Genomic DNA, 26,099 nt, shown 5'->3' with positions numbered 1-26,099 from the left:
CATGTCCTCGACGATCTCCGCCCACCGGCTCGCCGACCTGCTCGCAGCCGGCGGCACGGGCGGTGTGGGGGCCGTGGGCGGTGAGCAGGCGGCCTACCGCGTGCTGGCGGAGGGGGTGCGGCGCCTCGTGGCCGACGGCCGGATCCTGGCCGGGGCCCGCCTGCCCAGCGAGCGTGACCTCACCACCGCCCTCGGCGTCAGCCGCACCACGGTCTCGAGCGCGTACGCCGTGCTCCGCGACCGCGGCTACCTGCTCTCGCGCCGGGGCTCGGGCAGCGTCGTCTCGCTGCCGACGGGGCGCGTCCCCGGCGGGCCGCTCCTGCCGGCTGACGGCGCCGACACCGACGGCACCGACGGCACCGACGTGTCTGACGTGATCGACCTGACCCTGGCGGCGCCGCGTGCCCCCGACGGCCTGACCGAGGCCTTCGAGGAGGCGCTCGCTGCGCTGCCCCACCACCTCGGCGGCACCGGCTACCACCCCTTCGGCCTGCTCGAGGTGCGCGAGCTCGTCGCCGAGCGCTACACCGAGCGGGGGCTCCCGACAGCCCCCGGGCAGGTCGTCCTGACGACCGGCGCGCTCGCCGGCCTGAGCGTTGCGCTGCGCGCCCTCGGTCGCCCCGGTGACCGCGTCGTCCTCGAGTCGCCGACCTACCCCAATGCCATGGCGGCGGTGCGCCAGTCCGGTCTGCGTCCCGTCGGTCTGGCTCTCGACCCGGGCGGTCTCGACGCCGAGGGCCTCGCGATCACCCTGCGGCAGAGCGCAGCCCGGCTGGCTTATCTCGTCCCCGACTTTCACAACCCCACCGGGGCGCTCGTCGACGAGGCCACACGCGCGCAGGTCGCCTCCGTGCTGCGCCGGCACCGCGCCGTGGCGCTGGTCGACGAGACACCGGCCGAGCTGCTGGTCGATGTGGCCGACGGCGACATGCCCCGGCCGCTGGCCGCCTTCGACGACCGGGCGATCTCGATCGGCAGCGCGAGCAAGACCTTCTGGGGCGGGCTGCGGGTCGGGTGGCTGAGGGCCCCCGTCAGCGATGTCCCCCGGTTGCAGCAGGCCCGGCTCAGCCTCGACCTCGGAGCCCCGCTGGTCGAGCAGCTGGCCCTGGCAGCGCTGCTACGGCGGCGGCACACGGTCATCGAGCACCGCCGGCGCGAGCTGCGCGCCTCGCGGGACGCGCTCGTCGGCGCCCTGCGCACCCGCCTTCCGGACTGGCGCTTCACCGTGCCCGCGGGCGGTCTGTGCCTGTGGTGCGAGCTCCCCCAGCCGCGCTCGTCCGCCCTGGTCGAGGCAGGTCTGCGACACGGCGTGCGGCTCGCCCCCGGCGGCAGCTTCGGCGTCGACGGCGGGCTCGAGTCGTTCTGCCGCATCCCGATGGCCCAGCCGGCTGCCGTGCTGGTCGAGGCGGTCGAGCGGATCGCCCGTGCGTGGGGTGACGCCCAAGGCGCGACGGTGCACCGCACGTCGCTCCCCGCCCTGATCGCCTGAGGGCACCCACCCAGGCGGGTTGTCGATAGGGTCCGGAGGGTGACGCGCGAGGACTCCATCTCCCCCATGTCCCCTCCCCCGTCGGCGGGGACCGACCCGCAGGGGGCGATCGCCGACCTGCTCGAGGTGCTCGACCTGCAACCGCTCGGCGAGGCCCACTTCACGGTCGAGGGCGCGGAGGGTGACCCCGAGAGCGAGCTCGGGCACTCGTCGGCCGCGGTCTTCGTCGGCCGCAGCCAGAAGCAGCTTCACGGGCGCGTCTTCGGCGGGCAGGTGCTCGCCCAGTCGGTGATCGCCGCCGGCCGCACGGTCGACGAGGTCGATGGGAGGCCGCGACCCATCCACTCGCTGCACGGCTACTTCGTGCGCCCCGGCGACGACAAGCACCCCATCCGCTTCGCCGTCGAGAACGTGCGCGACGGCAGGTCGTTCTCGACCCGCCGGGTGCACGCGATCCAGTACGGCCAGCCGATCCTGTCGATGATCGCCTCCTTCCAGGAGGAGGCCGACGGCCTCGACCACCAGGACCCGATGCCCGCCGCACCCGACCCCGAGAGCCTGCCCAGCCTGGTCGAGCTGGCGGCGAACACCGACGACCCGCGCACCGTGCGCTTCGCGCAGACCCGCCCGATCGACCTTCGGCACGTGCAGGGCAACCTCTTCGTCGAGGCGGCGCCAGAGCTCGTCGCCCGCCAGGACGTCTGGATGCGGGCCATCGGCCGGTTGCCCGACGACCCGCTCCTGCACGCCGCCGTCCTCGCCTACGCCAGCGACTACTCCCTGCTCGAGCCGATCATCCGTCGCCACGGCCTCGCGTGGTCCGACCCGCGCCTGCGCCCGGCCAGCCTCGACCACGCCATGTGGTTCCACCGCCGCGCCCGCGCCGACGAGTGGATCCTGTATGCCGAGGAGTCCCCCTCCGCCCAGAGCGGCCGCGGCCTCTCCCAGGCCCGCATGTTCACCGCCGACGGGCGTCTCGTCGCCTCGGTGGCCCAGGAGGGCATGATGCGCGTCAAGCACCCCTCGCCCCCCGCGTAACCCCCTCCCTCTCGCGTTCGGAACGAGGGAAACCCGTCGTTCCGAGCCTTCCCGGGGCTCGGAACGACGGGTTTCCCTTCGCTGGAACGGGGTGTGAGGGGCGCGACAGGGGTGGCGGACGTCAGGTAAGCGAGCGCTCAGTACGATCGGTGAGGCGCCGGAGCTTTCGGCGACCGTCCGCCTGACCCCTGTCGACGAGGAGCACACCCATGCCCACCACCCCCCGTACCGCCATCGTGACCGGCGCCGCCCGCGGCATCGGCGCCGCGACGGCGAAGCGACTGGCCGCCGACGGGCACGCCGTCGGGGTGCTCGACCTCGACGAGGCCGCCTGCGCCGCCACCGTCGACGCGATCACTGCGGCGGGTGGCAAGGCCCTCGCCGTGGGTGTCGACGTGAGCAAGTCCGACCAGGTCGAGGCCGCGGTGGCCAGGGTGGCGGCCGAGCTCGGCGCGCCCACCATCCTGGTCAACAACGCGGGCATCACCCGCGACAACCTCATCTTCAAGATGACCGAGGAAGACTGGGACTCCGTCATGGGTGTGCACCTGCGGGGGGCCTTCCTGATGACCAAGGCCGTGCAGGCGCACATGACCTCCGAGAAGTTCGGCCGCATCGTCAACCTCTCGTCGACCTCGGCGCTCGGCAACCGCGGGCAGGTCAACTACTCAGCCGCCAAGGCCGGTATGCAGGGCTTCACCAAGACCCTCGCGATCGAGCTCGGCAAGTTCGGCGTGACCGCGAACGCGATCGCGCCCGGCTTCATCCAGACCGAGATGACCAGGGCCACCGCCGAGCGCCTCGGCGTCGCCTTCGACGACTTCATCGCCTTCTCCGCCAAGGAGATCCCGGTGCAGCGCGTGGGCCAGCCCGACGACATCGCGGCGACCGTCTCCTTCCTCACCAGCGACGAGGCCGGTTTCGTCAGCGGCCAGGTCATCTACGTCGCCGGTGGTCCCAAGGACTGACGCGGTGCACGCACGCAGGGCCCCCTCCGGTCTCGGCGGGGGCCCCGCGTCGTCTCGTGCCCCGAGTTGGCGGGTCAGAGGCCGAGGTCGCGCCCGATGAGCTCCTTCATGATCTCGTTGGAGCCGGCCCAGATCTTCGTCACCCGGGCGTCACGCCAGGCGCGGGCGGCGCGATACTCGTTCATGAAGCCGTAGCCACCGTAGAGCTGGACGCACTCGTCGAGGACCTCGTTCTGCACCTGCGCCGACCACCACTTCGCCTTCGCGGCATCGACCGCCGTCAGCTCGCCCTTCGCGTGGGCGAGGACGCAGTCGTCGACGTAGGCCTGGGTGACCTCGATCTTCGTGACGAGCTCGGCGATCTTGAACTTGTTGTGCTGGAACGACCCGATGGGCTGCCCGAAGGCCTTGCGCTCCTTGGTGTAGGCGATCGTCTCCTCGAGGATCTGCGCCGCGTGCGCGGTGTTGGAGACCGCCGCGCCGACCCGCTCCTGCGGCAGACGCTGCATCATCGCGATGAAGCCCATGCCCTCGTCGCCGATGCGGTTCGCATCCGGGACGCGCACGTCGGAGAAGAAGAGCTCAGCGGTGTCTGACTCCTCCTGCCCGACCTTGTCGAGCTTGCGCCCGCGGGTGAAGCCCTCCATCCCGTTCTCGAGCACGAGCAGGGTGATGCCCTTCGCGCCACGGCTCGGGTCGGTGCGGGTGGCGACGATGACCAGGTCGGCCTGGTAGCCGTTGGTGATGAAGGTCTTGCTGCCGTTGACGATCCAGTCGTCGCCGTCGCGACCGCGGTCGTCCTGAGCGCGGCCAGGTCGGAGCCGCCCGAGGGCTCGGTCATCCCGATGGCGCAGATCAGCTCACCCGAGGCCATGCCCGGCAGCCAGCGCTGCTTCTGCTCGGGGGTGCCGAGGTCGACGACGTAGGGCGGGCAGACGTCGGAGTGGATTCCGAAGCACGACGAGACCGCCGCGGTGAACTTCGCGATCTCCTCGGCGACCACCGCGTTGAAGCGGTAGTCCTCCGCACCGACGCCGCCGAACTCCTCGGGGATGTCGAGGCCGAAGAGCCCCTGCTTGCCGGCCTCCTGCCAGATGTCGCGGGGGATCGACTTGAGCTCGATCATCTCCTCCGCCCGGGGCACGAGGGACCTCTCGACGAACTCACGGACGCTGCTGCGGAATGCGTCGTGGTCCTCGTCGTAGACGTGACGGGGCATCCTACCTCCTGGTTACTAAGCGCTTGCTTAGTGTCATGACGCTGGGGCATGCTGTCAATGTGACGAGCGCCGCGCAGGTCGACGGGTCCGGCGGGACGGCCACCCCCACCGTCACCCGGCTGCTGGCTGCGGCTGCGGGAGCCTTCTCGGCCAGGGGTTTTCACGCCACGACCACCCGCGACATCGCTTCCCGCGCCGGGCTCTCACCCGCCGGGGTCTACGTGCACTTCGCCTCGAAGGAGGAGCTGCTGCACGCCCTCAGCCATACCGGCCACCTCGAGGCGCTGGCTGTGGTCACGCGTGCGGCCGGCTCCGACGGCGACGCGACCGACCGTCTCGCGGCGGTGATGCGCTCGTTCTCGAGCTGGCACGCCGAGCACCACGAGGTGGCCAGCGTCGTGCAGTACGAGTTCCCCCACCTCACCCCCGCCCACCGCGACGACGTGCTCACCCTGCGCAAGCACATCGACGCCACGGTGCGGTCGGTCCTCGAGGACGGGCTCCTCGAGGGGACGATGGTCGTCGACGACGTGCGCGACACCGCCCTGGCCCTGATGTCCATGTGCATCGACGTCGCGCGGTGGTACTCCCCCACGATCAGCCGCTCCGCCGCCCAGATAGGCGACACGTATGCCGAGCTCGGCCTGCGGCTCGTCTCGGCGACTCCTCGCTGAGCGGGTCGCGTTTCTGCTAAACGCGACCTCGACATCCCGCTCACCTCACTGCATCAGGTCGGCACGGGCGAGACGCCACATCGGATGGCGTCCACGACAGGGGGAGCTTGGTCATGCTGTTCTGGGGATGGGGACGCAAGTCCCTTCAGCGTCAGGTCTCACCGGAGACCACGGTCGTCCGTAGCGACCGATACCTGCACCTGATGTTCTCCTTCACCGTCACGTGGGGCTACGACTACGCGATCGCCACCCTCACCCCGGTCGGCTGGGCGACCCGTCCTGCCCCTCCCCTCGAGGCCCGAGCGATGCTGAACGGCGAGGACCTCGAGCCGAGCTTCAGGAAGCGTGACAGCCTCGTGCTCGCACTGGCGGTCGTCGTCGCCATCCTCATCGGCAGCGCCCCTCATCAGGTAGACCCCGGGCCGAGACAGGTCTCGCTCGACGGGCAGGGCCTTGCCGGGCGATGAGCGCTTAGCGGGACGCTCAGTCCGGCTGGTCGAGCCCGATAGCCAGCAGGGCGAGGGGCCGCCCGGAGCGTGATCGCAGGGTGAGCCGGGTCAGCGAGTCCTCTCGCGCAAACCCCGAGAGGACCACTGCCCCGCTCTGCATCCCGACCACGACGGCGGCGAGGTCACGACCTCCGCCGCTGCGGGCCAGCACGACCGTGCCATCGGCGAAGCAGACCCGTGCGGTGCGGGTCCCGGGGGCCGCGCGGATGGCCCGGACGGGGACCTGCCGGGCGATGAGGCCGTGCAGCCTCGTCTCCAGCAGGTCGCCGAGCTCGTGGGCATGGGCGGCGAGGACGGCGTCGAAGGTGGCGTTGAGCTCGTCGTCGACCGGGAACCCGTCGCTCGCGGCCGCGGGGTCGGCACCGGCAGCACCCGCCGCCGCACCCCAACCCGAGGTCGTGGGCTGACCTGCGGCCGTTGCGCGGCGCCGCACGACCACGGCTCGCACGAGGCCCAGCACCCCCAGGAGGGCGGCTGCGACCAGCAAGCCGATGATCATTGACCCAGTGTGACCTCCTGACCGGCCCGCCGCCATCGACCGCTTTCGGGGGCCGGCACCCGGGCCTCAGTCGCGGGTCAGCTTGCGGTGCGTCATCCGGTGGGGACGCGAGGCGTCAGGGCCGAGGCGCTCGACCTTGTTGATCTCGTAGGAGTCGTAGTTGCCCTCGAACCAGTACCACGCGCCGGGGTGCTCCTCGGTGCCCTCGTAGGCCAGGATGTGGGTCGTCACCCGGTCGAGGAACCACCGGTCGTGGCTGATGACCACCGCGCAGCCGGGGAACTCGAGCAGGGCGTTCTCGAGTGACCCGAGGGTCTCGACGTCGAGGTCGTTGGTGGGCTCGTCGAGCAGGAGCAGGTTGCCGCCCTGCTTGAGGGTCAGCGCCAGGTTGAGCCGGTTGCGCTCCCCGCCGGAGAGGATGCCGGTCATCTTCTGCTGGTCGGGACCCTTGAAGCCGAACTGCGAGACGTAGGCGCGCGACGGGATCTCGACGTGACCCACCTTGATGAAGTCGAGGCCGTCGGAGACCGTCTCCCAGAGATTCTTCGTGGGGTCGAGACCCTGACGGCCCTGGTCGACGTAGGAGATCGAGACCGTCTCACCGACCTTGACGCTGCCGCTGTCGGCCTCTTCGAGCCCGACGATGGTCTTGAACAGGGTGGTCTTGCCGACACCGTTGGGGCCGATCACTCCCACGATGCCGTTGCGGGGCAGCGAGAAGGACAGGCCCTCGATGAGCACGCGGTCGCCGAAGCCCTTCTTCAGGTCCTTCACCTCGATGACCGTCGAGCCCAGCCGCGGGCCCGGCGGGATCTGGATCTCCTCGAAGTCGAGCTTGCGGGTGCGGTCGGCCTCGGCCGCCATCTCCTCGTAGCGCGCCAGCCGCGACTTCGACTTCGTCTGGCGGCCCTTGGCGTTGGAGCGGACCCACTCGAGCTCGGCCTTGAGCCGCTTCTGCAGCTTCTGGTCCTTCTTGCCCTGCACCTGCAGGCGCTCGGACTTCTTCTCGAGGTAGGTCGAGTAGTTGCCCTCGTAGGGGTAGAGGCGCCCGCGGTCGACCTCGGCGATCCACTGGGCGACGTTGTCGAGGAAGTACCGGTCGTGGGTGACCGCGAGCACGGCGCCGGCATAGCCGGCGAGATGCTGCTCCAGCCACTGCACCGACTCGGCGTCGAGGTGGTTCGTCGGCTCGTCGAGCAGCAGCAGGTCGGGCTTCTGCAGCAGCAGCTTGCACAGGGCGACGCGGCGGCGCTCACCGCCGGACAGGACGGTGACGTCGGCGTCGGGCGGCGGGCAGCGGAGCGCGTCCATCGCCTGCTCGAGCTGGGTGTCGAGGTCCCACGCGTCGGCGTTGTCGATCTCCTCCTGCAGGGTGCCCATCTCGGCCAGCAGCGCGTCGTAGTCGGCGTCCGGCTCGCCCATCAGGACCGAGATCTGGTTGTAGCGGTCGAGCTTGGCCTTGATCTCCCCCGCGCCCTCCTCGACGTTGCCAAGGACGGTCTTCTCCTCGTTGAGGGGCGGCTCCTGCAGCAGGATGCCGACGCTGGCACCCGCGGCGAGGCGGGCCTCTCCGTTGGACGGCTGGTCGAGCCCCGCCATGATCTTGAGGATCGTCGACTTGCCCGCGCCGTTGGGACCGACGACACCGATCTTGGCGCCGGGGTAGAACGACATCGTCACGTCGTCGAGGATGACCTTCTCGTTGTGCGCCTTGCGCGCCTTGGTCATGACGTAGATGAACTCGGGCATGACCGCAAGGCTATCCGCGTGGCCGACGGCGACCCAATCGCCGGCCCCACCCGGGCGGGAGTCGACCCCACCCGGGCCGGCCGCGCGGTGACGGCCCCGGGCGGTCAGTGGGCGCTGACGACGTAGGGGTCGGTGTCGGCATCCTCCTCACGCAGACCCGACCCCTGCTGCGTGCGGCCCACGGACTCGACGGGGTCGCCACCCTCGTGGTCTCCCGACGACTCACCGGCGAGCTCGTCGAGCGCCTCGACCTCGTCGAAGCTGGCCAGGATGTGCGGGTCGGCGAGTCGGTCGTGCGGCTCGAACTGCGGCCGCGAGGCCCGGCTGAAGGCGCTGCTGCCGCGGGTGAGGTCGTGCCCGACCCCGTGCGCGTCGACCTCGACCGAGGTCATGTTCTTGCCGTCGGCCGCGAGGTACTGGTTGACCCGCAGCCGACCGTAGACGATGACCGGGTCACCCCGCTTGAGGCTGGCCATGACGTTGGCGCCGAGCGCGTTGAAGCCGATGACGTTGACGAAGTTGGTGCTGCCGTCGACGAACCCGCGCGCCTCGGCGTCCCACCGCCGGGTCGTCGAGGCGACACGGAAGGACGCGAAGGGTTTGCCGGTCTTGGTCGAACGGCCCTGCGGGTCGGCGACCACGTTGCCGCACACGGTCACGAAGCTCTCGTTCATGTCGGGTCAGCTCTCCTGGTGCGAGTCGCCCACGCCGGGGTGGCGGGGCTGGTGGCACCACCCTCGACACTGCGCGGCGTCCGCACCAGCGACGGCAGGGCGGGCTGTGGACAACCCCCGACCGAGCCGGGGTTGTGGACGACCGGGTGAGGTCAGCCCACCTCGCCCACCGCGCCCACCGCGCGGTCGAGTGCCGCCCGGGTCGCGGCATGCCGCTGCAGCACGGCTCGCGTCGGGGACACCAGCTGCTCCTCCGCGACCTCGGAGATGGCGGCCTCGAGCCGCTCGGCCACCAGGGCGCGTCGTCGCACCGCACCACGGGCGGACAGCACGCGTGCCAGCGCGGCCAGACCGAGCCCGAGCGCGACCCCGAGCACCAGCATGAGCACCCCCAGCGGCACCGCGCCCAGCGACGCCGTGGGCAGCGCGGGCAGACGGAGCCACGCCGCGACGACGACCGCCACGAGCCACAGGGCACCCAGCACGGCCATGACGGCGAGCAGCCACTGGAGCACCCCTGTGACGCGCCACCACAGCGGGTCGGGCGCGCGCAGCGGGGTGCGCGTGACGGCCCGGTCGAGGTGCTCCTCGAGCCGGGTCTGGTCGGGCGAGGAGTGCTCCGCGACCGCGCGGGCCCAGCGCAGCGGCAGGCCCACGGCGGCGCGGTCGGTCAGCTCGCGGGTGGCCAGGCGCACGGCCGAGCGGGCGGCGGGCGACGGCGCCGGCAGCGACGAGCGACCGAGCACCGCGCGCACGTCGGCACTGTCGACCTCGGGCAGGACGAAGCTCGCGGTGTCGAGACGCAGCCGACCGAGGGGGTCGGGGTGCAGGTGCCGCCGCCAGCGGGTGAAGAGCCAGCCGGTGCGAGCGGTCGAGTTGCGCACGAAGTCGGCCTCGACAGCATCGAGGACAACCGGGACGCCGGCGGCCCGGGACAGGGCCTGCACGAGGCTGCCGTCCGGCCCCTCGGCGAGCACGACCTCGGTGTCGCCCACCGACCGCCGCAGCTGGGTCGACGTCCTGGTGAGGTCGGTGCCCAGCCGGTACCGCGACGCCGACTCGCCGGCCACGGCGTTGGCCAGCCGCTGGCGCAGCTCGGGCACCCCCTGCCCGGTGTGCGCGGAGGTCGTGAGCACTGACGAGCTGGGCAGGCCGTCGTGCTCGAGCAGCCGGATCAGATCGGTGCGGCACGCGCTCACCTCGGGCGTCTGGAGCCGGTCGACCTGGTTGAGGACGATGACCGTGGCCGCCTCGTGCGCTGACAGCTGGTGCAGGTAGTCGTCGTGCAGCACCGCGTCGGCGTACTTCTGCGGGTCGGTGACCCACACGAAGATGTCACACAGCTCGAGCACGCGGTCGACCTCGACCCGGTGGGCGCCCTCGCGCGAGTCGATGTCGGGCAGGTCCAGCAGCACGAGACCGTCGAGGCTGCCGAAGACCTCGTCGTTGCGCGTCGGTGAGGCCATGCCGTGCCGGCGCTCGATCTCGAGCCAGTCGAGCAGCGGCGCGGCCGGCTTCGGTCCCCAGACGGCCGCGGTGGCCGTCGAGGTCGTCGGGCGCCGCACCCCGACCTCGGCGAGGTCGGAGCCCGTGATCGCGTTGAAGAGCGACGACTTGCCGCTGCCGGTGGCGCCGGCGAGGACGACCACGGTGTGGTCCCCCCCGAGGGTGATCCGCTCCTGCACCCGCTGCACGAGGACGCGGGCGTCGTCGACGTCGGCGGGCACCAGCTGCTCGCCACCGAGCTCGAGCGCCGTGTCGATCGCCCGCGCGCGGTCGAGCAGCGCCGCACCGGGTGGGCCGGCCGTGCGACGCGACCCCGCGACGAGAGGGCTCATCGAGCCGCCCTGACCGCGTCAGCGGCAGTCGTCAGCGCCCGCCCCTGGTCGTCGGGCACCTCGAGCGCCTCGACGGCGTCGATGAAGCGTCGCTGCTCCTGCGCATACAGGGCGTCGACGCGTTCCAGGAGGCTCGAGCGGGCGGTGGCCGAGAGCGACCGCACGGCCTGGTCGCCGAAGATGGCCTCGAGCAGCTTCTGCCCGAGGACGGCCGTGCCGCCGGCGATGCCGACCTCGGCGCCGGTGAGCCCCGCCGTCGAGGCCAGGGTGACGAGCGTGAGGACGGTGCCCACCGCGTTGACGCCGTATGCCGTCACCCGAGCGCGGGTGCGCCGGTCCTGTCCCTCGGTGGCCACGAGCTCGAGCACCGAGGTCTGCCAGTCGTGCACGAGCGAGTCGACCCGCCCGGGGAACCCCTCGGACAGCCGCTGCAGGGCCGGGTCGCGGCGCAGCGCCTCGCTCCCGCCGGCCAGCCCACGCCAGCGGGCGACCGTCGTCGCGACCGCGCCCGAGCCCTCGGCCCGCACGAGCTGCGAGATGCCGCTGTGCAGAGCCTCTCCGAGGCCGTCGGCGCGGGTGGTCTCGCCCCGGATCGCGGCCACGAGGTGGTCGCGCCAGCGCGAGACGGTCGACTCGACCTGCTTGAAGAACTCTCCGGTGCCGACGAACTCCTGCCACCGGGCCAGCACCTCTCCGCGCAGCAGCGTGCCGTCGCTCATGCCGTCGACCACGGCGCGCAGGCCCTGGTCGAAGGCACTCGATCCGGCCCGACGCAGACGCGTGGTCGCCTCGTGCTGTGCCTCGGTGGCGTCGGCGAGCACCTGGACGCGGGTGTCGAACGAGTCGAGGGCCCCCCGCAGGGTCTGCCGCACGACCCCGGAGCGGGCCTGCTGGTCGCTCGCGAGGGCGACGAGCCACGACCGCAGCCGACCCACCTGTGCGCGCGGCAGGCGGCCCTCGTCGTCGAGGCCGCCCTCGGCCACGGCGAAGACGGGAGTGGCACCGAGGCCCTGCTCGAGGAGCATGGAGGTCAGGTGGTCACGGATGTCGGTGACCGAGGCAGGGGGCACCCGGTCGAGCACGACGGCGACCGACGTGCCGCGCTCCTGAGCCTGGCGCAGCAGGTCCCACGGCACCGCGTCGGCGTAGCGGGCGGCGGTGGTGACGAAGAGCCACAGGTCGGCCGCCGACAGCAGCTGGCGGGCGAGCATGCGGTTCTCGCTGACCACCGAGTCGATGTCGGGGGCGTCGAGCAGCGCAAGCCCCGCCGGGATCGCGCTGGAGGCGACGAGGCGCACGGTGCGGGGGCTCTCGACGGCGGCCTCGCCCGTGACCCGGCTCAGGTCGGGCAGGACCCGGTCGTCGGCGAACCAGGCGCGGTCGTCGGGGTGGTGCACCAGCACGGCCGAGCGGGTCGTGGGCCGCAGCACCCCGGGGGTGGACACCGTGGCTCCGAGCACCGAGTTGACCAGCGTGGACTTGCCCGCCCCGGTGGACCCGCCGACCACGGCGAGCAGGGGGGCGTCCAGGGAGCCGAGCCGGGGCAGCACGTAGTCGTCGAGCTGGTGCAACAGCTCACCGCGCACGGCGGTCGCGGTCGCCGCCTCGGGCAGGTCGACCGGGAAGCGGGTGCCGGCGACCCGGGTGCGCAGGACGCGGGCAGCACTGAGCAGTGCCTCGCCCTCGCGGGTCGCGGTCGGTGTGACCATCACCCCCAGATCCTCCTCATTCATCGCGTCTGGTAACAACCGACGCACCGCGCGCCTCACTGCCCGATGCTGCCACCCGGGGGGCGCCGACGCCGCATCGTCGCGCACCCAGCACGCACTCGGGTGCTCCCACCGCACAGTGTGAGCGTTCGGCCGATGGGGCCCGCCCGCTTGGCTGCCCCCTAGACTGTGCGGTCGGCACCGCCCGCACCCCTCGTCGACCGCGCGTCAGCGTGCCCGTCCCGACCCGCCCCGCCCTCGTAGCACAACGGATAGTGCAGCGGCCTTCTAATCCGCAGGTTGCAGGTTCGAGTCCTGCCGGGGGCACGACCACCCGCCCGCGTCGTGCGCTCCGCCCCTCAGGGCGAGCCGTGGGCGCCGGTGCCGAGGAACCCCGTGCGGTGGGCGACCACGGCGTCGAGCAGCGCTCGCTCACGGGCCTCGGCCTGCGGCTCGGCGGCCCCGCGGGCCATCCGGGCGCGCAGGAGCCCCAGGTCGGAGGCGCTGTCCTGGAAGGCTCGCATCGAGGCGAGCGCGGCCCGCCCCCCGTGCTGGCGGGCCCAGCCGCGGGCCTCGCGGCGTGCGCTGAGGGAGCCCAGCATCGCGACCTCGGGGTGAGCGAGCCACCCGGCGTCGGCATACAGGCTGAGGTAGAGGCGGATCTCGCGCCCCTCGCGCCATCGGGCCCACCCGAGGGTGGCGAGGTAGCCGACGAAGATGGGCACCTGCACCAGGAGGTAGGCGGTCAGGAGCGACCCGAGCGAGGCGCTGAGGTTCCACCAGCCGTGCAGCAGCATGGCCAGGAGGTATCCCGAGAGCCCCGCTGCCACCTTGGCCTGCCGGCTGCGCACGAGCGAGACGGCGACGCCCAGCCCGATGCCGGTCATCGAGGTGAAGAGCGGGTGGGCGAAGGGGCCCATCACGCACCGCAGGACGAAGAGGTAGCCCAGGCCCTCACCGCCGTAGTCGGTGTAGATGCGACCGAGGTAGAGGATGTTCTCGGTGAAGGCGAAGCCCGCGCCGATCAGGCCGGCGTAGACGATGCCGTCGACGATGCCGTCGAAGTGGTGACGCCGCAGCAGCACGACGAGCAGGATCCCGAGCCCCTTGAGACCCTCCTCGACGACCGGGGCGCTGACCACCGCCCCCAGCAGGTCGACCTGGTCGGGGTCCTGGCCGACGAGCAGCAGCACGAGGCTGAAGCCGGTGTTGAGCAGCAGCGCCCCCGCCGCCGCACACAGGGCTCCCCAGAGGAAGGCCACGACCAGGTATGCGGGGGGCTCGGCCTCGTAGCGGTCGACCCAGAGGTAGGTCGGCACGACCACCAGCAGGGGCAGGGCCGCGAAGAAGGCCGCGAGCAGCGTCGTGCGCAGACCGAGGCTCGCCCCGAGCTCGGAGCTGAGCACCACCGCGGCGAGCAGGAACGCCGTGAGGAGGCCGCCGTAGGCGACCACGCGCCGCCGGCTCGGCCGCGTGGTGACGTTACCGACCGCGCTCGGAGCGCGCTCCCCTGTGGACATGGCCGGAACGATAGTGGAGCTCTACCTCTAGGGTGGAGGCGTGACCCAGTCTGTAGATCGCGCCTCCACCGACCGCATCGTGTGGATCGACTGCGAGATGACCGGGCTGTCGCTGCAGCACGACGCGCTCGTCGAGGTGGCCGCCCTCGTGACCGACTTCGAGCTCAACCAGCTCGGCGACGGCGTCGACGTCGTCATCGCCCCGCCGCCCGAGGCGCTCGCGCAGATGGACGACTTCGTGCGCGACATGCACACGTCGTCAGGGCTGCTCGACGAGCTGGCCGCAGGCACGACGATGGCCCACGCGCAGGAGCAGGTGATGGCCTACATCCGGCAGTGGGCCCCCGAGGCCCGGAAGGCGCCCCTGGCGGGCAACACCGTGGGCACCGACCGCGGCTTCCTGGCCCGTGACATGCCCGAGCTCGAGACCCACCTGCACTACCGCATCATCGACGTGAGCTCGATCAAGGAGCTGTCACGCCGGTGGTACCCGCGGGCCTACTTCAGTGCCCCCAAGAAGTCGGGTGGCCACCGGGCGCTCGCCGACATCCGCGAGTCGATCGCCGAGCTGCGCTACTACCGCGCCGCGGTCTTCGTGCCGCAGCCCGGGCCCGATTCGGCCACCGCCCGCGGGCTGGCGGCCGAGCACCTCGTCGACCACCAGCGACCCACCGCCTGACGCTCCTCCCGGTTCTTGGAGGTTCCTGAGCCGTGCACGAAGACGTCACAAGAAGTGCACAGCGACCGAACAGCGGCGCAGAGCACAGTCCTCTCCATCACCCCAGGAGGTGGACGGGTCCCGTCCACCCAGGACCCCGGAGACGTCAGATGAGCCCTCGCCGCAAGCCCGCCCTGCGCACCACCCGACGATGGACCGCTGGCGCCCTGCTGGCTGCCGCCCTCGTCACCGGGGGTGTCGGTGTCCACCTCGAGCAGACGGCCACCACCGCGAGCACGACCGTGGCCGTAGGGTCGAGCGCCGGCACCACGACCTCGGGCTTCGCGGCCACGGACGCGGTCGCCCCCGCCGCGGGAGCGGTCAGCACCACGACCACCGGGTCCTGAGGCAGCGCCGTGAACGAGCTGCTCTGGTACGTCTCGCGGGGCACGGGGGTGGCGAGCATCGTCCTGCTCACCGCCGTGCTCGTCCTCGGGATGCTGACCGCCTCGCGCCGACCACCGGCCGGCATCCGCTCCGCCGTCGTGATGGGGCTGCACCGCTCACTGGCGCTGGGCTCCACGGTCTTCCTGTTCCTGCACATCGCCACCGCCATCGCCGAGACCTACGTCTCGATCGACCTCGTGTCGGCGGTCGTGCCGTTCACCAGCGGCTACGAGCGGGCGTGGGTCGGCCTCGGCACGCTGGGCGTCGACATCGTCGCCACCCTCGTCGTCACGTCGCTGCTGCGCCACCGGATGCCCGAGCGCATCTGGAGGGGCGTCCACCTGCTGGCCTTCGCGTTCTGGCCGATGGCCCTGGTGCACGGTCTCACCCTCGGCACCAGCGACCAGCCCCTCCTGCGGGGCACGACCCTGGCCTGCGGTGTGGTGGGCGCGGCTGCGCTCGGCTGGCGGCTGCTGGCCACCTCACCCGACCACGTGCGCCGCCACGCCGTCCTCGCGGAGGAGTGGTCATGACCACGACGACCGGAGGGTCCCCGACGATGCGCAACGCCCCCCAGGGTGCCCGGCTCGCCGACGTGCTCGCGGACGCCGGCCTGACCGGACGCGGCGGTGCCGCCTTCAGCACGGCGACCAAGCTGCGCTCGGCGCTGACGCGCTCCTTCGACCTGGTCGTCAATGCCTGCGACGGCGAGATCGGGGCGCTCAAGGATGCCTGGATCGTCGCCAACCGGCTCGACGAGCTCGAGCGTGGTGCGGCACTGCTCGGCGCCCGCTCCACCCGCTGGGCCGCCCACCGCGACAGCGGCACCCACGCCACGCTGGTCGCCGCCCGCCTCGACGTGCTCTCGGTGCCCCACCGCTACGTCTCGTCGGAGGAGAGCGCGCTCGTCTCGCTCGCCCACGGCGGGCTGGCCCGACCGCTCACCAAGCACGTGCCGGTCTCCACGGGTGGGGTCGACGGCCGCGGCAAGCGGCTGCGCCCGACCCTCGTGCTCAACGCCGAGACCGTGTGGAGGGTCGCTCAGGTCGTCGACCGCGCCGACCAGGGCCCGGCCTGGTTCCGGGGTCACGGCACCGCGGCCGAGCCCGGCCCGCGCCTGGTCGCCGTCGGCGGGGCCGTGGCGTCGCCGGGCGTCCTCGAGACCGCGGCCGGCGTGCCCGTGCACGACCTCGTCGCCGCCGCCGGGGGCGCCACCTCGCGGGTGATCGGCGTCGGGATCGGCGGCCTCAGCGGAGGCTGGCTGACCCCCTCTGAGGTCGAGCGGGCCGTCTGGTCACGTGCGGGTCTCTCCGCCTACGGCTTCCTCCCGGGAGCGGGGGTCGTCCATGTGCTGGGGGCCGACCGCTGCCCGCTCGACCACGTCGCCGAGACCCTGCAGTGGGCCGCCGGTGAGTCGGCCGGCCAGTGCGGGCCCTGCATGTTCGGTCTGCCCGCGGTCGCGACCGACCTGGCCCTGCTGGCGCAGGGTCGGGCGGGGCACGAGGTGATGACCCGGCTGCGCGGTCGGCTGGGGCTCCTGCCCGGGCGGGGCGCGTGCCGCTTCCCCGACGGCGTCGCGTCCTACGCTGCGAGCGCCCTGCGCGCCTTCGCCCCCGAGGTCGAGCGGCACCAGCGGGGCACCTGCACCCACGGGCCAGCCACCACCGCGAGGAGGTCGTCGTGACCGCAGCAGTCACGCGCAACCCGATCCCGGCGATCGTCATCGACCGCATCGCCTGCACCGGCCACGGGGTGTGCGCCGCAGTGCTGCCCGACCAGGTCTCGCTCGACGAGTGGGGCTACCCCGTGGTGGGCGGCGGCCGCCCCGACCCCGAGCTCCTCACCGCTGCAGTGAGGCTGTGCCCGGCCCGGGCCCTGCTCGCGGGGCGGACCGCCCCGTGAGCGGGGAGGCCTACGCCACCTACGAGTTCGACGCCATCGGATGCCACCACCGCCTGCTCGCCACGTGCCCTGACGCGCTCGCCGAGGCCGCCGAGCAGGCGACCCGGCTGGTGGCCGCCCTCGACCTCGCGGCGTCCCGCTTCCGTCCCGACTCCGAGGTGAGCCGGATCGCCGCCAGCGCGCCAGGACCCGGGGCGACGACCGTCACGCACCCGGTCTCTGCCCTGCTCACGTCGTGCCTGGCGGCGGCCCTGCACGCGGCCCGGATCACCGACGGTCTGGTCGACCCGACCGTCGGGGCCGCGCTGGTCGCCAGCGGCTACGACGACGACCTGGAGGTCGTCCGTCGCCGCGCGGTCGACAGCGCGGTCGCCGGTCGGCCCGACGCCATCCTCCACCTCGTGGGGTCCGTTCCGACGCGCCCGACCTGGCGGGACCTCGTCCTCGACGAGGCCACCGGGCAGGTCACCGTGCCGGCGGGCACCCTCATCGACCTCGGCGCCACCGCCAAGGCGCACGCGGCCGACCTGTTGGCGACCTCGCTCGCAGCGCAGCTGCCCGGCGGCTTCCTGGTCAACCTCGGCGGCGACATCGCCGTCGCCGGTGAGCTGCCCGACGGCGGCTGGCCGGTCGGGGTGCAGGACGCCGAGGGCGCCGTGCAGCAGGCCGTCACGACCACCGGACAGGCGCTGGCCACGTCGTCGACCCGGTTGCGCACCTGGCTGGTCGACGGGGTCGAGCGCCACCACGTCATCGACCCGCGCACGGGGGCGACGGCACCCACGACCTGGGCCCAGGCCACCTGCGCCGCCACGTCGTGCCTCGAGGCCAACGCGGCCAGCACGGCGGCCATCGTCCTCGGGGAGGCCGCGCCGGCCTGGCTGGAAGGCCACGGCATACCGGCTCGGCTGGTCGGGCTCGACGGTCGAGTGGTGACGACTCCCGGCTGGCCCGCAGCGGACGCCGACGACGCAGGCGGGGCAGCGAACGGGTCGAGCCCCCGGTCCTCGCGCGGAGGTCCGGGGGCTCGATCGGTGTGGGGTGAGTGACGGGACTCGAACCCGCGGCCACCGCGACCACAACGCGGTGCTCTACCAGCTGAGCTACACCCACCATGTGACTGCTGGGCGCGTGGCCCGCAGCGTCAGAAATGCTACCTGTTCTTGCGCGTGCCCGTGACCACCACCCGCGGCGAAGTCGCCCGGAGCGCATGTCGTCGCGGTCGTGGGTGACAATGGCGGGCATGTACCTGGGGAAGGAGCGGCGCGACCGCACCGTCGCGCTCGTGCTCGCGGCCGCACTCGTCGGGGCCGCCGTGCTCGGCCTGCTGGTCACCGTCGCCTCGGGCGGCGCCGGGGCGTCAGGAGCGCAGGGCACGCCGTATGCCGCCCCCACCCCCTCCGCCGCCGATGCCCCCGCAGCCGATGACGCGGCCACGGTGGTGCCGCCCGTCGGGCAGGAGGTCCATGCGCACGGCGACCTGCCGCCAGTCGATCCCGGCGACGGCGGCCACCCGTGGCGCCTGGTCGGCACACTCGTCGGGGTGGTCCTGCTCTTCGGCTGCGGCATCCTGGTCGCCCGCGAGCAGCAACGTCGCGCCGAGGACGGCGGAGCCAGTGGCGGCCCGGGGGAATGGATTTCGTGACCGCCGACGTGCTGGTGTAATCTCGACCCTCGTTGCGCCGCTAGCTCAATGGCAGAGCAAGTGACTCTTAATCACTGGGTTCGGGGTTCGAATCCCTGGCGGCGCACCAGCGCGAACGGCGGTCCCACAGGGGCCGCCGTTCGCCGTCGTCGGGCCGCCGCCCACCCTGTGGCCGCACCGGAGGCAGCAGGACCTTGAGCAGGTCTTGACGCTTCCCCCTGTTGCCGGCCGTCGGACATGTGGCATGCTTAAAAGCGACAAATGGTTCACCCCTCACCCCACCTCGGAGGACACCATGTCTGCAGCCTTCCCTGGGCCCACGCAGATCGCCCGCGCGGCAGACGCCGGGCTCGGCAGCTACGTCTGCCCGCTGCGCCCCGATCGGGACAGCGCGCTGCGCAGGACCCTCGGCGGGCTGGCGGTCGGCGGGCTGGGTGCCGCTGCCGGGACCCGGCTGACGTGGGACTCCAGCGTCGTCGACGGCGCCGTCATCCTGCTGGTGCTGGTCGCCCTGGTGGTCTCCGCTCTCGGGCTGATCGCGCTCCTGGGCGCGGACGGTGACGTCCACCTCTACGAGGACGGCTACGTGCAGATGCACCACGGCCAGGAGGACGTCGTGCTCTACGCCGCGGACCAGGACGGCGAGTGGCTGCGCGTCAAGTCGCGCACCGCCCTCTTCGCCCGGGCCGTCTGACCGCCGCCGGGGCTCGGCGAGGCGGTCGGCCTCGGGGCCGCCCGAGAGGTCAGCTGCGTCGACGACGCAGCAGGCCCAGGGCCACGACGAGGGCGAGCACTGCCGCGCCGACCGCCGCCAGTCGTTCGACCCGCAGGCCGCCGTCCTGGGTGCGGGTGGCGTCGATGAAGGCGAGCCGGGCGTTGGCCCCCTGACGACGCACGAGGGCCTTCGGCTGCGTGCGCGTGACCAGCTCGTCGACCGTCGTCGCCAGCCGGGCCCTGGTCTGGGCGATCTGCTCCTCGAGCTGAGCGGCGGTGGGCGCAGGGGTCCTGGCCGCCTTGTCGGGCGTGTCTGCCGAGCCGTCGGCGGTGCCCTCGTGGCCCTGGTGGGTGTCGCTCATCCCGGCTTCTCCTGGTTGTCGCGTGTCGGTGGTGCGCTGGTGCCCCCCGGAGGGGACCGGGCCTAGAGCCCGAGGTCCTTGCGGAGCTTGGCCACATGCCCCGTTGCCTTGACGTTGTACCGGGCGTCGACGACGGCTCCGGTCTCGTCGACCACCACGGTCGAGCGGATGACGCCCTGTACCGTCTTGCCGTAGAGCTTCTTCTCACCGAAGGCGCCGTAGGCCTCGAGCACCTGCTTGTCGGGGTCGGACAGCAACGTGATGCTCAGACCGTCTCGCTCACGGAAGGCCGCGAGCGTCTTCGGCTCGTCGGGGCTGATGCCGACGACCTCGTAGCCCTCGGCCCGGAGCGCGTCGAGCGAGTCGCTGAAGTCGCAGGCCTGCGTGGTGCACCCCGGGGTCATCGCCGCGGGGTAGAAGTACACGATGACCTTGCGCCCCCGGAGGGAGTCGAGCGACACCTCGCCACCGCGGTCGTCGGGAAGGGTGAACGCGGGGGCCTGGTCCCCGGGCTCGAGCCTGGAAGTCACGGGGGTCTCCTCGGTCGTCGGGCGGGTCTGCACGCCAAACCTAGCCGACGGGGGGTGCGACGGACGGCATCAGGTGCGGAAGACGGGACTCGAACCCGCAAGCCGAAGCACAGGAACCTAAATCCTGCGTGTCTACCAGTTCCACCACTCCCGCAGGGGAAGGCACCAGCCTACTGACCCTGGCACGACACCCCACCCTCAGGCACTGTCATCCCACTCTCACCGAGATGGTGTGGAAGCCCTGCGCGCCGTTCGGGGCGGGGGCGGCCGGAGCACTGGGCTGCAGCACCCCACTGCGGTCGGTCGCCCGCACCGCGATCTGGTGCTCCCCCGGCGTCGCGTCCCACTCGTAGACCCACTGCCGCCAGGCGTCGACGGTCGGCTCCTGCGCCAGCCGGACGGTCTGCCAGGCACCGCCGTCGACCTGGACCTCGACGGAGGCGATCCCCCGGTGCTGGGCCCAGGCCACCCCCGCGACGGCCACCTTGCCGGCGGAGACGCTGGACCCGTCACGGGGCACGTCGACGCGTGAGGCGGTCTTGACCGGCCCGAGGGCCGACCACCCGCGCGGCGTCCAGTAGCCCTGGTCGGCGGAGAAGCGGGTGACCTTGAGCTCGGTGAGCCACTTGGTGGCGGAGACGTAGCCGTAGAGCCCCGGCACGACCAGTCGCACGGGGAAGCCGTGCTCGAAGGGCAGCGCCTCGCCGTTCATGGCCACGGCCAGCAGCGCGTCGCGGTCGTCGGTCAGGGCCTCGATGGGGGTGCCGGCGGTGAAGCCGTCGCTGCTGCGGGAGAGCACCATGTCGGCGCCCGCTCTCGGCTTGGCCAGGGCGAGCAGCTCGCGCACGGGCCACCCCGTCCACACCGCGTTGCCGACCAGGTCGCCGCCGACCTCGTTGGAGACGCAGGTCAGGGTGACCGCCTTCTGCATCAAGGGCTTGCTCAGCAGCGTCTTCCAGTCGAGGGTGACCTCCTGCTCGACCTCACCGACCACCTTCAGCTGCCACGACGCGGTGTCGAGCTTGGGCACGACGAAGGCCGTGTCGATGCGGTAGAAGTCGGCGTTCGGCACGACCCAGGGCGTCAGGCCGGGCACGTCGAGCGAGGCGCCGGCGGCGCCCGCAGCGGGGGTGGCCGACGGCGAGGACGGGACCGGCAGCAGGACCGCATCGCGGCTGCTCGTCGCCTGTCCCACTCCGCTGTCGAGGCGGCTGCCGAGCCACGCCCCCGCCACTCCCCCGGCGCCGACCAGCACCCGGCGGCGGGTGAGCCCGGCGACGCCCGCGGCGTCGTCCACGCCTGTGCGGCGCAGCACCAGGATCGCGACGACCGTGCCGATGGCCGCCGGAGCGATGTCGAGGGCGCCGGCCTGCGGCCGCCCCGTCACCGCGAGCGCGGCGAGGGCCCCCCCGATCGCGAGGACGACGTAGGCGGCAGTGGGTCGACGGCGGGACAGCACGCCGGCCGCCGCACTGACCAGCAGCAGCACCAGCACCATGCCGACGAGCAGCGCGGTCTTGTCGTGGGTGCCGAAGGTCGCGATGGCAGCGTCCTTCAGCCACGGCGGCGTCCGGTCGATGAAGGCGCCCGCGAGCGCCGTCAGCGGTGACGGGGTGCCCGTGCTGAGCCCCAGGAAGGTCATCGCCCCCCCGAGCAGGCTCGAGAGGCCCACCGCCACCGACCCGGCGACCACGCCGTCGGCCGCGGCCAGCCACCACGGGCGGCGCTCACCCCGGGTGGAGACTGCGCCGGCGCTGCCGTGGTCGTCCGGTGCGGGCGGGGTCAGGCCCCGACCGAGGGGTGACGTCGACGTGGCCATGGGTCTCGCTCTCTCGTGCTGCTGAGGGTGGGTGGTGACGCGGGGATCAGGTGGTGAGGGCCTCGCGGAGCAGCGGGACCATCGCGCGAAAGGCCTCTCCCCGGTGAGAGATCGCGTTCTTCTGCTCGTCGGTGTAGTCCGCGAGCGTGCGCAGGGGTTCGTCACCGTCGACGACGAAGATGGGGTCGTAGCCGAAGCCGTTGCTGCCGTGCGGCTCACGGGCCAGCCGCCCGCTCACCTCACCCCGGGTCGTCACGACCCGGCCGTCGGGCATGGCCAGCACCGCCGCGCACACGAAGGCCGCGGCCCGGTGCTCGTCGGCGACGTCGTGCACCTGGTCGAGCAGGAGACGCACGTTGGCCGCGTCGCGCTCGCCGGGGGGCAGGTCGTCACCGCCCGCGAGCGTGCCGGACCAGCGAGCGCTGAAGACCCCGGGCGAGCCGCCGAGCACCTCGACGGCGAGCCCGGAGTCGTCGGCGACCGACGGCATACCGGTCGCCCGGGCCAGCGCCACCGCCTTGAGGCGGGCGTTGCCCTCGAAGGTCACCTCGGTCTCCGGCACGTCGGGCGCGCCCTCGACCTCGCCGGCGCCGACGACGTCGAGGCCGAGCTCGTCGACGAGGCTCCCGAGGATCTGGCGCAGCTCGTGCACCTTGTGCTCGTTGCGGGTGGCGAGCACCAGCGTCCGACGCCCCGAGTCACTCACGAGCGCACCCGCGGCGCGCCCGAGAGGGCCTGCTGCTGCAGCACCGTGAGGTCGGCGCAGCCCTTGGTCGCGAGGTCGAGCAGCTGCCCGAGCACCACGCGGTCGAAGGGCTCGGCCTCGGCGGTGCCCTGCACCTCGACGAAGCGACCGTCACCGGTCATCACGACATTCATGTCGGTGTCGGCGGTGGAGTCCTCGGGGTAGTCGAGGTCGAGCACGGGGCGGCCCTTGACGACGCCGACGCTGACCGCCGCGACCGAGCCGGTCAGCGGCTGCGCCTTCGCAGAGATGAGACGGCGCGAGCGGGCGTCCTCGATGGCGTCGACGAGGGCGACGTAGGCCCCCGTGATCGCCGCCGTCCGAGTGCCCCCGTCGGCCTGCAGCACGTCGCAGTCGAGCACGATCGTGTTCTCCCCCAACGCCTTCGTGTCGATGACGGCGCGCAGGCTGCGTCCGACCAGGCGCGAGATCTCGTGGGTGCGTCCGCCGATCCTGCCCTTGACCGACTCACGGTCGGACCGGGTGTTGGTCGAGCGCGGCAGCATGGCGTACTCCGCCGTCACCCACCCTGAGCCCTTGCCCTTCAGCCAGCGGGGCACGCCCTCGGTGAAGGACGCGGCGCACAGCACGCGGGTGCGGCCGAACTCGACGAGCACACTGCCCTCGGCGTGGTCGAGCCAGTTGCGGGTGATGCGCACCTCGCGGGTCTCGTCGGGGGCGCGTCCGTCGTGGCGCGGGGTCGCAGGGGTGCCGTCAGGCTGATCGCTCATGACCGCAAGGCTAACCACGACCTCAGGCTAGGTCGGCCCGGCCCACCAGCGAGGCCGTCAGCGGTTACGGCACGCTGACGCTCGCGGTCTCGGGCACCGGCTCGAGCTCGTACGACGCCCCCGGCTCGGCCAGCTCGACCTCGCGCCCGTCGCCGTGCCAGACCTCGGCCGCCTGCTCCCGGCAGTGCTCTCGGTCGTTCCACGCGGGGATGTGCGTGAGCATGAGCCGCCTCACGCCACCGGCCGACAGGGCCGCCTCGGCGCACTGGCGGCCGTTCATGTGCACGCCCGGGGCGACGTCGCGGCCGGCGAGGAAGGCCGAGTCGGCGAGCACGAGGTCGGCGCCAGCCATCAGCGGGCCGAGGGCGTCGCAGGTGTCGGTGTCGCCGGTGTAGGCCAGCACGACCCCACCCGCCTCGACGCGGACTCCGTAGCACTCGATGGGGTGGTTGACGGCATACGGGGTGATGGTGAAGGGGCCGACGGCGACGGACCGGCCTCCCACGAGGTCGCGGTAGTCGAACTCGGTGTCCATGGCGTGCGGGTCGTCGAGACCGTAGGCCTCGCTCATCCGCTTGCCGCTGCCCGTGGGGCCGTAGACGGGCAGCGGGCGGTTGGGTCCCTCGGGGTGGTACTTCTGCACGACGTAGAGCCCACACAGGTCGATGCAGTGGTCGGGGTGCAGATGGCTGAGCACGATCGCGTCGAGCTCACGCGGGTCGAGGTGCTGCTGCAGCGTGCCGAGGGCTCCCGCGCCGATGTCGAGCGCGAGGTTCCACGTGCGGCCCTCGTGCTCGGCCTGCACGAGGTAGCACGACGCGGGTGACGCCGGCCCGGCGAAGGAGCCGGAGCACCCGACGATGGTCAGCCTCACGGGACGCCTCCGAGGTTGCCGAAGACGGTGCCCACCTCGGGCCCGAGGAAGCGTCGCGCGAGACGGCGGAACTCCTGCGGGTCGCCGGTCGTGGAGAAGGCGATCTGTGGTGGCCCGAGGTCGTCGTCGCGCAGCAGGTCGTGGTCGGCCAGGGTGCGGAAGAGGTCCTTGGCCGTCTCCTCCGCCGACGAGACGAGGGTCACGTCGTCGCCCATGACGTAGGAGATGACACCGGTCAGCAGCGGGTAGTGGGTGCAGCCCAGCACGAGGGTGTCGACGCCGAGGGCGGCGACGGGCTCGAGGTAGCCCCGGGCCACCTCGAGCAGCTCCTTGCCGCTGGTGACCCCCGCCTCGACGAACTCGACGAAGCGCGGGCAGGGCGTGCTCGTCACCTCGATCTGCGGGGCGGCGGCGAAGGCGTCGGTGTAGGCCCCCGACTGATGGGTGCCCGCCGTGGAGATGACGCCGACGCGGTTGTTGCGGGTGGCCGCCGCGGCCCGCCGCACGGCTGGGCGGATGACCTCGATGACCGGCACGTCGTAGCGCTCACGGGCGTCGTGCAGCACCGCCGCGCTCGCCGTGTTGCAGGCGATGACCAGCAGCTTGACCCCGTGGGCGACGAGCCGGTCGAGGCACTCGATGGCGTAGGCGCGGGTCTGCGCGATCGGCCGTGGCCCGTAGGGCGCACGCGCGGTGTCGCCGTAGTAGACCACCGACTCGTGCGGCAGCTGGTCGATGACGGATCGGGCCACGGTGAGGCCACCGAAGCCCGAGTCGAAGATGCCGATGGGTGCGTCGACCACAGCTCAAGGATAAGGAGCGCGACGGCCGCAGCCGGGGGGTGGGTGCCGTCTCGTCCGTCACACCGGGTCAGCCGAAGAGGCCGCGGCCCATGAGGGCGCCCGCGAGCGACTCCTGCAGCCAGGTGAGGAACTCGTAGAACGACACGGCATACACCGTCGGGTCGTCGGCGTCGAGCCCGGCGAGCCGCTGCTCGAGCGCTGCTGCGTCGTCGTCGGTGCGCAGCCCGAGCCGCTCGCCGAGCAGCAGGCGGGTGTCGGTGAGGGCGATCATCGTGGCCTGGGCCTCGTCGCGGCTCAGCTCGAGCCGGTCGCCCGTCGGCCGGCGCAGCGCAGCGATCGCGGTAGCCAGGTTGGTCGCCTTGCGCTCGCGCAGGTCGTGCTCGGTCAGCCGGCGGAACTCCGCCGCCACCTGGTCGTCGCCGCGGTGGGCGGTCGGCAGCAGCCGGTCGAGGGCGGGGTCGCGCTCCTCGGGACCATCCGGCATCTCGAGCTGGTCCTCGGCGGCCAGCGAGACGCCCAGGCCCGCGACGAGGTCCTCGAAGGGGTCGCCGGTCAGCTCGCGCTCCGCGGGCGCCAGCAGCAGCCGGGTCTGCTCCATGAGCCCCGCCACCACCTCGCGCTCGTTGGCGTCCATCCGGGCCACGACGACGTCACCCTTGCGCTTGAACCCGCGAGCCACTCAGTCGTCCTTCTCGAAGGTCGCCCAGAGCCCGTAACCCTGCAGCGCCTCGGCGTCCCGCTCCATCGCCTCGCGGGGGCCGTGGGAGACGACGGCCTTGCCCTTCAGGTGCACGTCCATCATCAGCTTCTCGGCCTTCGACCGGGGGTAGGCGAAGTACGACGTGAAGACCCAGGTGACGTAGGACATGAGGTTGACCGGGTCGTTCCACACCAGCGTGATCCACGGGAGGTCCGGCTCGGCACGCACGTCGGCCTCCTCGCTCACGGCGGTGGAGGTCTCCTCCACAGGGGCGATGGACACG

The 26,099-nt window shown here is 72.6% G+C and carries 28 protein-coding genes, 4 tRNA genes and 1 pseudogene; 15 read left to right on the top strand and 18 right to left on the bottom strand.

The genetic code is table 11. From position 1 onward, the window contains the following. The first annotated feature begins 1 nt into the window (after nucleotide 1). From V3N99_17055 to fabG, 3 genes are all read left to right on the top strand, one after another. Complete coding sequence (locus tag V3N99_17055) at nucleotides 2-1,489, top strand: PLP-dependent aminotransferase family protein (protein ID MEO3938445.1); 1,488 nt, start codon at nucleotides 2-4, stop codon at nucleotides 1,487-1,489. Nucleotides 1,490-1,528: 39 nt separating this feature from the next. Further along, nucleotides 1,529-2,527 (top strand): acyl-CoA thioesterase II, encoded by a 999-nt coding sequence (locus V3N99_17050; GenBank protein MEO3938444.1) that lies wholly within the window; start codon nucleotides 1,529-1,531, stop codon nucleotides 2,525-2,527. Nucleotides 2,528-2,736: 209 nt separating this feature from the next. Beyond that, the gene (fabG, locus tag V3N99_17045) at nucleotides 2,737-3,495 is read left to right on the top strand and encodes a 3-oxoacyl-ACP reductase FabG (GenBank protein ID MEO3938443.1); all 759 of its coding nucleotides are present in this window, start codon (nucleotides 2,737-2,739) and stop codon (nucleotides 3,493-3,495) included. 74 nt (nucleotides 3,496-3,569) lie between these two features. Here the strand turns inward: fabG and V3N99_17040 are convergent. After that, nucleotides 3,570-4,714 (bottom strand): annotated as a pseudogene (locus V3N99_17040) (acyl-CoA dehydrogenase family protein). 59 nt (nucleotides 4,715-4,773) lie between these two features. On the opposite strand from V3N99_17040, the gene V3N99_17035 reads away from it, so the two are divergent. Together V3N99_17035 and V3N99_17030 are read left to right on the top strand one after the other, a co-directional pair. Continuing rightward, nucleotides 4,774-5,388, top strand: a complete 615-nt coding sequence (locus tag V3N99_17035; GenBank protein ID MEO3938442.1) for a TetR/AcrR family transcriptional regulator — start codon at nucleotides 4,774-4,776, stop codon at nucleotides 5,386-5,388. Nucleotides 5,389-5,501: 113 nt separating this feature from the next. After that, nucleotides 5,502-5,855 carry a hypothetical protein gene (locus V3N99_17030; protein MEO3938441.1) on the top strand — a complete coding sequence of 118 codons (354 nt, stop codon included), beginning with the start codon at nucleotides 5,502-5,504 and terminating at the stop codon, nucleotides 5,853-5,855. Nucleotides 5,856-5,871: 16 nt separating this feature from the next. Here V3N99_17030 and V3N99_17025 read toward each other — a convergent pair whose 3' ends face one another. The 5 genes from V3N99_17025 to V3N99_17005 all read right to left on the bottom strand — a co-directional run bounded on the left by V3N99_17025 (nucleotide 5,872) and on the right by V3N99_17005 (nucleotide 12,366). Further along, a complete protein-coding gene (locus V3N99_17025) occupies nucleotides 5,872-6,396 on the bottom strand; it encodes a hypothetical protein (protein MEO3938440.1) in 525 nt (174 codons plus the stop codon). A 66-nt stretch (nucleotides 6,397-6,462) separates the two neighbouring features. Then, nucleotides 6,463-8,145 (bottom strand): energy-dependent translational throttle protein EttA, encoded by a 1,683-nt coding sequence (ettA, locus tag V3N99_17020; GenBank protein ID MEO3938439.1) that lies wholly within the window; start codon nucleotides 8,143-8,145, stop codon nucleotides 6,463-6,465. A 104-nt stretch (nucleotides 8,146-8,249) separates the two neighbouring features. Then, nucleotides 8,250-8,819: a single-stranded DNA-binding protein gene (locus V3N99_17015; protein ID MEO3938438.1), complete on the bottom strand. Its 570-nt coding sequence runs from the start codon at nucleotides 8,817-8,819 to the stop codon at nucleotides 8,250-8,252. Nucleotides 8,820-8,971: 152 nt separating this feature from the next. After that, nucleotides 8,972-10,657, bottom strand: coding sequence for a GTP-binding protein (locus tag V3N99_17010; protein ID MEO3938437.1), 1,686 nt, complete (start codon nucleotides 10,655-10,657; stop codon nucleotides 8,972-8,974). Continuing rightward, nucleotides 10,654-12,366: a dynamin family protein gene (locus tag V3N99_17005; GenBank protein MEO3938436.1), complete on the bottom strand. Its 1,713-nt coding sequence runs from the start codon at nucleotides 12,364-12,366 to the stop codon at nucleotides 10,654-10,656. Before V3N99_17005 ends, V3N99_17010 begins: the two co-directional genes overlap by 4 nt. 254 nt (nucleotides 12,367-12,620) lie before the next feature. On the opposite strand from V3N99_17005, the gene V3N99_17000 reads away from it, so the two are divergent. Next, nucleotides 12,621-12,693 (top strand) — tRNA-Arg (locus V3N99_17000). A 32-nt stretch (nucleotides 12,694-12,725) separates the two neighbouring features. Here V3N99_17000 and V3N99_16995 read toward each other — a convergent pair. Continuing rightward, nucleotides 12,726-13,886 carry a PrsW family intramembrane metalloprotease gene (locus tag V3N99_16995; GenBank protein ID MEO3938435.1) on the bottom strand — a complete coding sequence of 387 codons (1,161 nt, stop codon included), beginning with the start codon at nucleotides 13,884-13,886 and terminating at the stop codon, nucleotides 12,726-12,728. Between the two features lie 40 nt (nucleotides 13,887-13,926). Here V3N99_16995 and orn point away from each other — a divergent pair, with 40 nt between their 5' ends. From orn to V3N99_16965, 6 genes are all read left to right on the top strand, one after another. Next, nucleotides 13,927-14,565 carry an oligoribonuclease gene (orn, locus tag V3N99_16990; GenBank protein ID MEO3938434.1) on the top strand — a complete coding sequence of 213 codons (639 nt, stop codon included), beginning with the start codon at nucleotides 13,927-13,929 and terminating at the stop codon, nucleotides 14,563-14,565. Nucleotides 14,566-14,714: 149 nt separating this feature from the next. Beyond that, nucleotides 14,715-14,951 (top strand): hypothetical protein, encoded by a 237-nt coding sequence (locus V3N99_16985; protein ID MEO3938433.1) that lies wholly within the window; start codon nucleotides 14,715-14,717, stop codon nucleotides 14,949-14,951. 9 nt (nucleotides 14,952-14,960) lie between these two features. Next, nucleotides 14,961-15,524, top strand: a complete 564-nt coding sequence (locus V3N99_16980) for a ferric reductase-like transmembrane domain-containing protein (protein ID MEO3938432.1) — start codon at nucleotides 14,961-14,963, stop codon at nucleotides 15,522-15,524. Then, on the top strand, nucleotides 15,521-16,675 hold the full coding sequence (locus tag V3N99_16975) for an NADH-ubiquinone oxidoreductase-F iron-sulfur binding region domain-containing protein (protein ID MEO3938431.1): 1,155 nt from the start codon (nucleotides 15,521-15,523) through the stop codon (nucleotides 16,673-16,675). The genes V3N99_16980 and V3N99_16975 overlap by 4 nt, the downstream gene beginning before the upstream one ends. Next, nucleotides 16,672-16,893: a ferredoxin gene (locus tag V3N99_16970; GenBank protein ID MEO3938430.1), complete on the top strand. Its 222-nt coding sequence runs from the start codon at nucleotides 16,672-16,674 to the stop codon at nucleotides 16,891-16,893. Before V3N99_16975 ends, V3N99_16970 begins: the two co-directional genes overlap by 4 nt. Next, nucleotides 16,890-17,942 (top strand): FAD:protein FMN transferase, encoded by a 1,053-nt coding sequence (locus V3N99_16965; GenBank protein ID MEO3938429.1) that lies wholly within the window; start codon nucleotides 16,890-16,892, stop codon nucleotides 17,940-17,942. Before V3N99_16970 ends, V3N99_16965 begins: the two co-directional genes overlap by 4 nt. Here V3N99_16965 and V3N99_16960 read toward each other — a convergent pair. Continuing rightward, nucleotides 17,931-18,006 (bottom strand) — tRNA-His (locus V3N99_16960). The two genes, V3N99_16965 and V3N99_16960, sit on opposite strands and share 12 nt — an antisense overlap. Nucleotides 18,007-18,136: 130 nt before the next feature. On the opposite strand from V3N99_16960, the gene V3N99_16955 reads away from it, so the two are divergent. From V3N99_16955 to V3N99_16945, 3 genes are all read left to right on the top strand, one after another. Next, a complete protein-coding gene (locus V3N99_16955) occupies nucleotides 18,137-18,538 on the top strand; it encodes a hypothetical protein (GenBank protein ID MEO3938428.1) in 402 nt (133 codons plus the stop codon). Nucleotides 18,539-18,572: 34 nt separating this feature from the next. After that, nucleotides 18,573-18,647, top strand: a tRNA-Lys gene (locus V3N99_16950). Between the two features lie 186 nt (nucleotides 18,648-18,833). Continuing rightward, complete coding sequence (locus V3N99_16945) at nucleotides 18,834-19,232, top strand: hypothetical protein (GenBank protein ID MEO3938427.1); 399 nt, start codon at nucleotides 18,834-18,836, stop codon at nucleotides 19,230-19,232. 49 nt (nucleotides 19,233-19,281) lie between these two features. Here V3N99_16945 and V3N99_16940 read toward each other — a convergent pair whose 3' ends face one another. The 10 genes from V3N99_16940 to clpS all read right to left on the bottom strand — a co-directional run bounded on the left by V3N99_16940 (nucleotide 19,282) and on the right by clpS (nucleotide 26,098). Next, on the bottom strand, nucleotides 19,282-19,614 hold the full coding sequence (locus V3N99_16940) for a DUF3618 domain-containing protein (GenBank protein MEO3938426.1): 333 nt from the start codon (nucleotides 19,612-19,614) through the stop codon (nucleotides 19,282-19,284). A 62-nt stretch (nucleotides 19,615-19,676) separates the two neighbouring features. After that, a complete protein-coding gene (gene bcp / locus V3N99_16935; GenBank protein ID MEO3938425.1) occupies nucleotides 19,677-20,144 on the bottom strand; it encodes a thioredoxin-dependent thiol peroxidase in 468 nt (155 codons plus the stop codon). 74 nt (nucleotides 20,145-20,218) lie between these two features. After that, nucleotides 20,219-20,298: transfer RNA gene (locus V3N99_16930), tRNA-Leu, on the bottom strand. Between the two features lie 54 nt (nucleotides 20,299-20,352). Next, nucleotides 20,353-21,963: a molybdopterin-dependent oxidoreductase gene (locus V3N99_16925; protein MEO3938424.1), complete on the bottom strand. Its 1,611-nt coding sequence runs from the start codon at nucleotides 21,961-21,963 to the stop codon at nucleotides 20,353-20,355. A 46-nt stretch (nucleotides 21,964-22,009) separates the two neighbouring features. Beyond that, nucleotides 22,010-22,669: an RdgB/HAM1 family non-canonical purine NTP pyrophosphatase gene (gene rdgB, locus V3N99_16920; protein MEO3938423.1), complete on the bottom strand. Its 660-nt coding sequence runs from the start codon at nucleotides 22,667-22,669 to the stop codon at nucleotides 22,010-22,012. Next, a complete protein-coding gene (gene rph / locus V3N99_16915) occupies nucleotides 22,666-23,439 on the bottom strand; it encodes a ribonuclease PH (GenBank protein MEO3938422.1) in 774 nt (257 codons plus the stop codon). Before rph ends, rdgB begins: the two co-directional genes overlap by 4 nt. Before the next feature lie 64 nt (nucleotides 23,440-23,503). Beyond that, nucleotides 23,504-24,313: an MBL fold metallo-hydrolase gene (locus V3N99_16910; protein MEO3938421.1), complete on the bottom strand. Its 810-nt coding sequence runs from the start codon at nucleotides 24,311-24,313 to the stop codon at nucleotides 23,504-23,506. After that, nucleotides 24,310-25,116: a glutamate racemase gene (murI, locus tag V3N99_16905; protein ID MEO3938420.1), complete on the bottom strand. Its 807-nt coding sequence runs from the start codon at nucleotides 25,114-25,116 to the stop codon at nucleotides 24,310-24,312. Before murI ends, V3N99_16910 begins: the two co-directional genes overlap by 4 nt. Nucleotides 25,117-25,183: 67 nt before the next feature. Next, a complete protein-coding gene (locus V3N99_16900; GenBank protein MEO3938419.1) occupies nucleotides 25,184-25,795 on the bottom strand; it encodes a DUF2017 family protein in 612 nt (203 codons plus the stop codon). Further along, complete coding sequence (clpS, locus tag V3N99_16895) at nucleotides 25,796-26,098, bottom strand: ATP-dependent Clp protease adapter ClpS (GenBank protein MEO3938418.1); 303 nt, start codon at nucleotides 26,096-26,098, stop codon at nucleotides 25,796-25,798. Nucleotide 26,099: the final 1 nt, after the last annotated feature.

The organism is Dermatophilaceae bacterium Soc4.6, assembly GCA_039889245.1.
Taxonomy (GTDB): domain Bacteria; phylum Actinomycetota; class Actinomycetes; order Actinomycetales; family Dermatophilaceae; genus Lapillicoccus.
Note: the sequence above shows the minus strand (reverse complement) of the source record. Positions and strands in the feature narration are given on the sequence as shown.

Bases quoted from the DNA above. Each gene is read 5' to 3' on its own strand.
- V3N99_16945 (MEO3938427.1), top strand. From the start codon at position 18,834: ATGTCTGCAGCCTTCCCTGGGCCCACGCAGATCGCCCGCGCGGCAGAC.
- V3N99_16975 (MEO3938431.1), top strand. From the start codon at position 15,521: ATGACCACGACGACCGGAGGGTCCCCGACGATGCGCAACGCCCCCCAG.
- V3N99_17005 (MEO3938436.1), bottom strand. From the start codon at position 12,366: ATGGTCACACCGACCGCGACCCGCGAGGGCGAGGCACTGCTCAGTGCT.
- V3N99_16995 (MEO3938435.1), bottom strand. From the start codon at position 13,886: ATGTCCACAGGGGAGCGCGCTCCGAGCGCGGTCGGTAACGTCACCACG.
- V3N99_17010 (MEO3938437.1), bottom strand. From the start codon at position 10,657: ATGAGCCCTCTCGTCGCGGGGTCGCGTCGCACGGCCGGCCCACCCGGT.
- V3N99_17015 (MEO3938438.1), bottom strand. From the start codon at position 8,819: ATGAACGAGAGCTTCGTGACCGTGTGCGGCAACGTGGTCGCCGACCCG.
- V3N99_16985 (MEO3938433.1), top strand. From the start codon at position 14,715: ATGAGCCCTCGCCGCAAGCCCGCCCTGCGCACCACCCGACGATGGACC.
- rph (MEO3938422.1), bottom strand. From the start codon at position 23,439: ATGAGCGATCAGCCTGACGGCACCCCTGCGACCCCGCGCCACGACGGA.
- ettA (MEO3938439.1), bottom strand. From the start codon at position 8,145: ATGCCCGAGTTCATCTACGTCATGACCAAGGCGCGCAAGGCGCACAAC.
- V3N99_16955 (MEO3938428.1), top strand. From the start codon at position 18,137: ATGTACCTGGGGAAGGAGCGGCGCGACCGCACCGTCGCGCTCGTGCTC.
- V3N99_16940 (MEO3938426.1), bottom strand. From the start codon at position 19,614: ATGAGCGACACCCACCAGGGCCACGAGGGCACCGCCGACGGCTCGGCA.
- V3N99_16925 (MEO3938424.1), bottom strand. From the start codon at position 21,963: ATGGCCACGTCGACGTCACCCCTCGGTCGGGGCCTGACCCCGCCCGCA.
- V3N99_17025 (MEO3938440.1), bottom strand. From the start codon at position 6,396: ATGATCATCGGCTTGCTGGTCGCAGCCGCCCTCCTGGGGGTGCTGGGC.
- V3N99_17030 (MEO3938441.1), top strand. From the start codon at position 5,502: ATGCTGTTCTGGGGATGGGGACGCAAGTCCCTTCAGCGTCAGGTCTCA.
- V3N99_17055 (MEO3938445.1), top strand. From the start codon at position 2: ATGTCCTCGACGATCTCCGCCCACCGGCTCGCCGACCTGCTCGCAGCC.
- fabG (MEO3938443.1), top strand. From the start codon at position 2,737: ATGCCCACCACCCCCCGTACCGCCATCGTGACCGGCGCCGCCCGCGGC.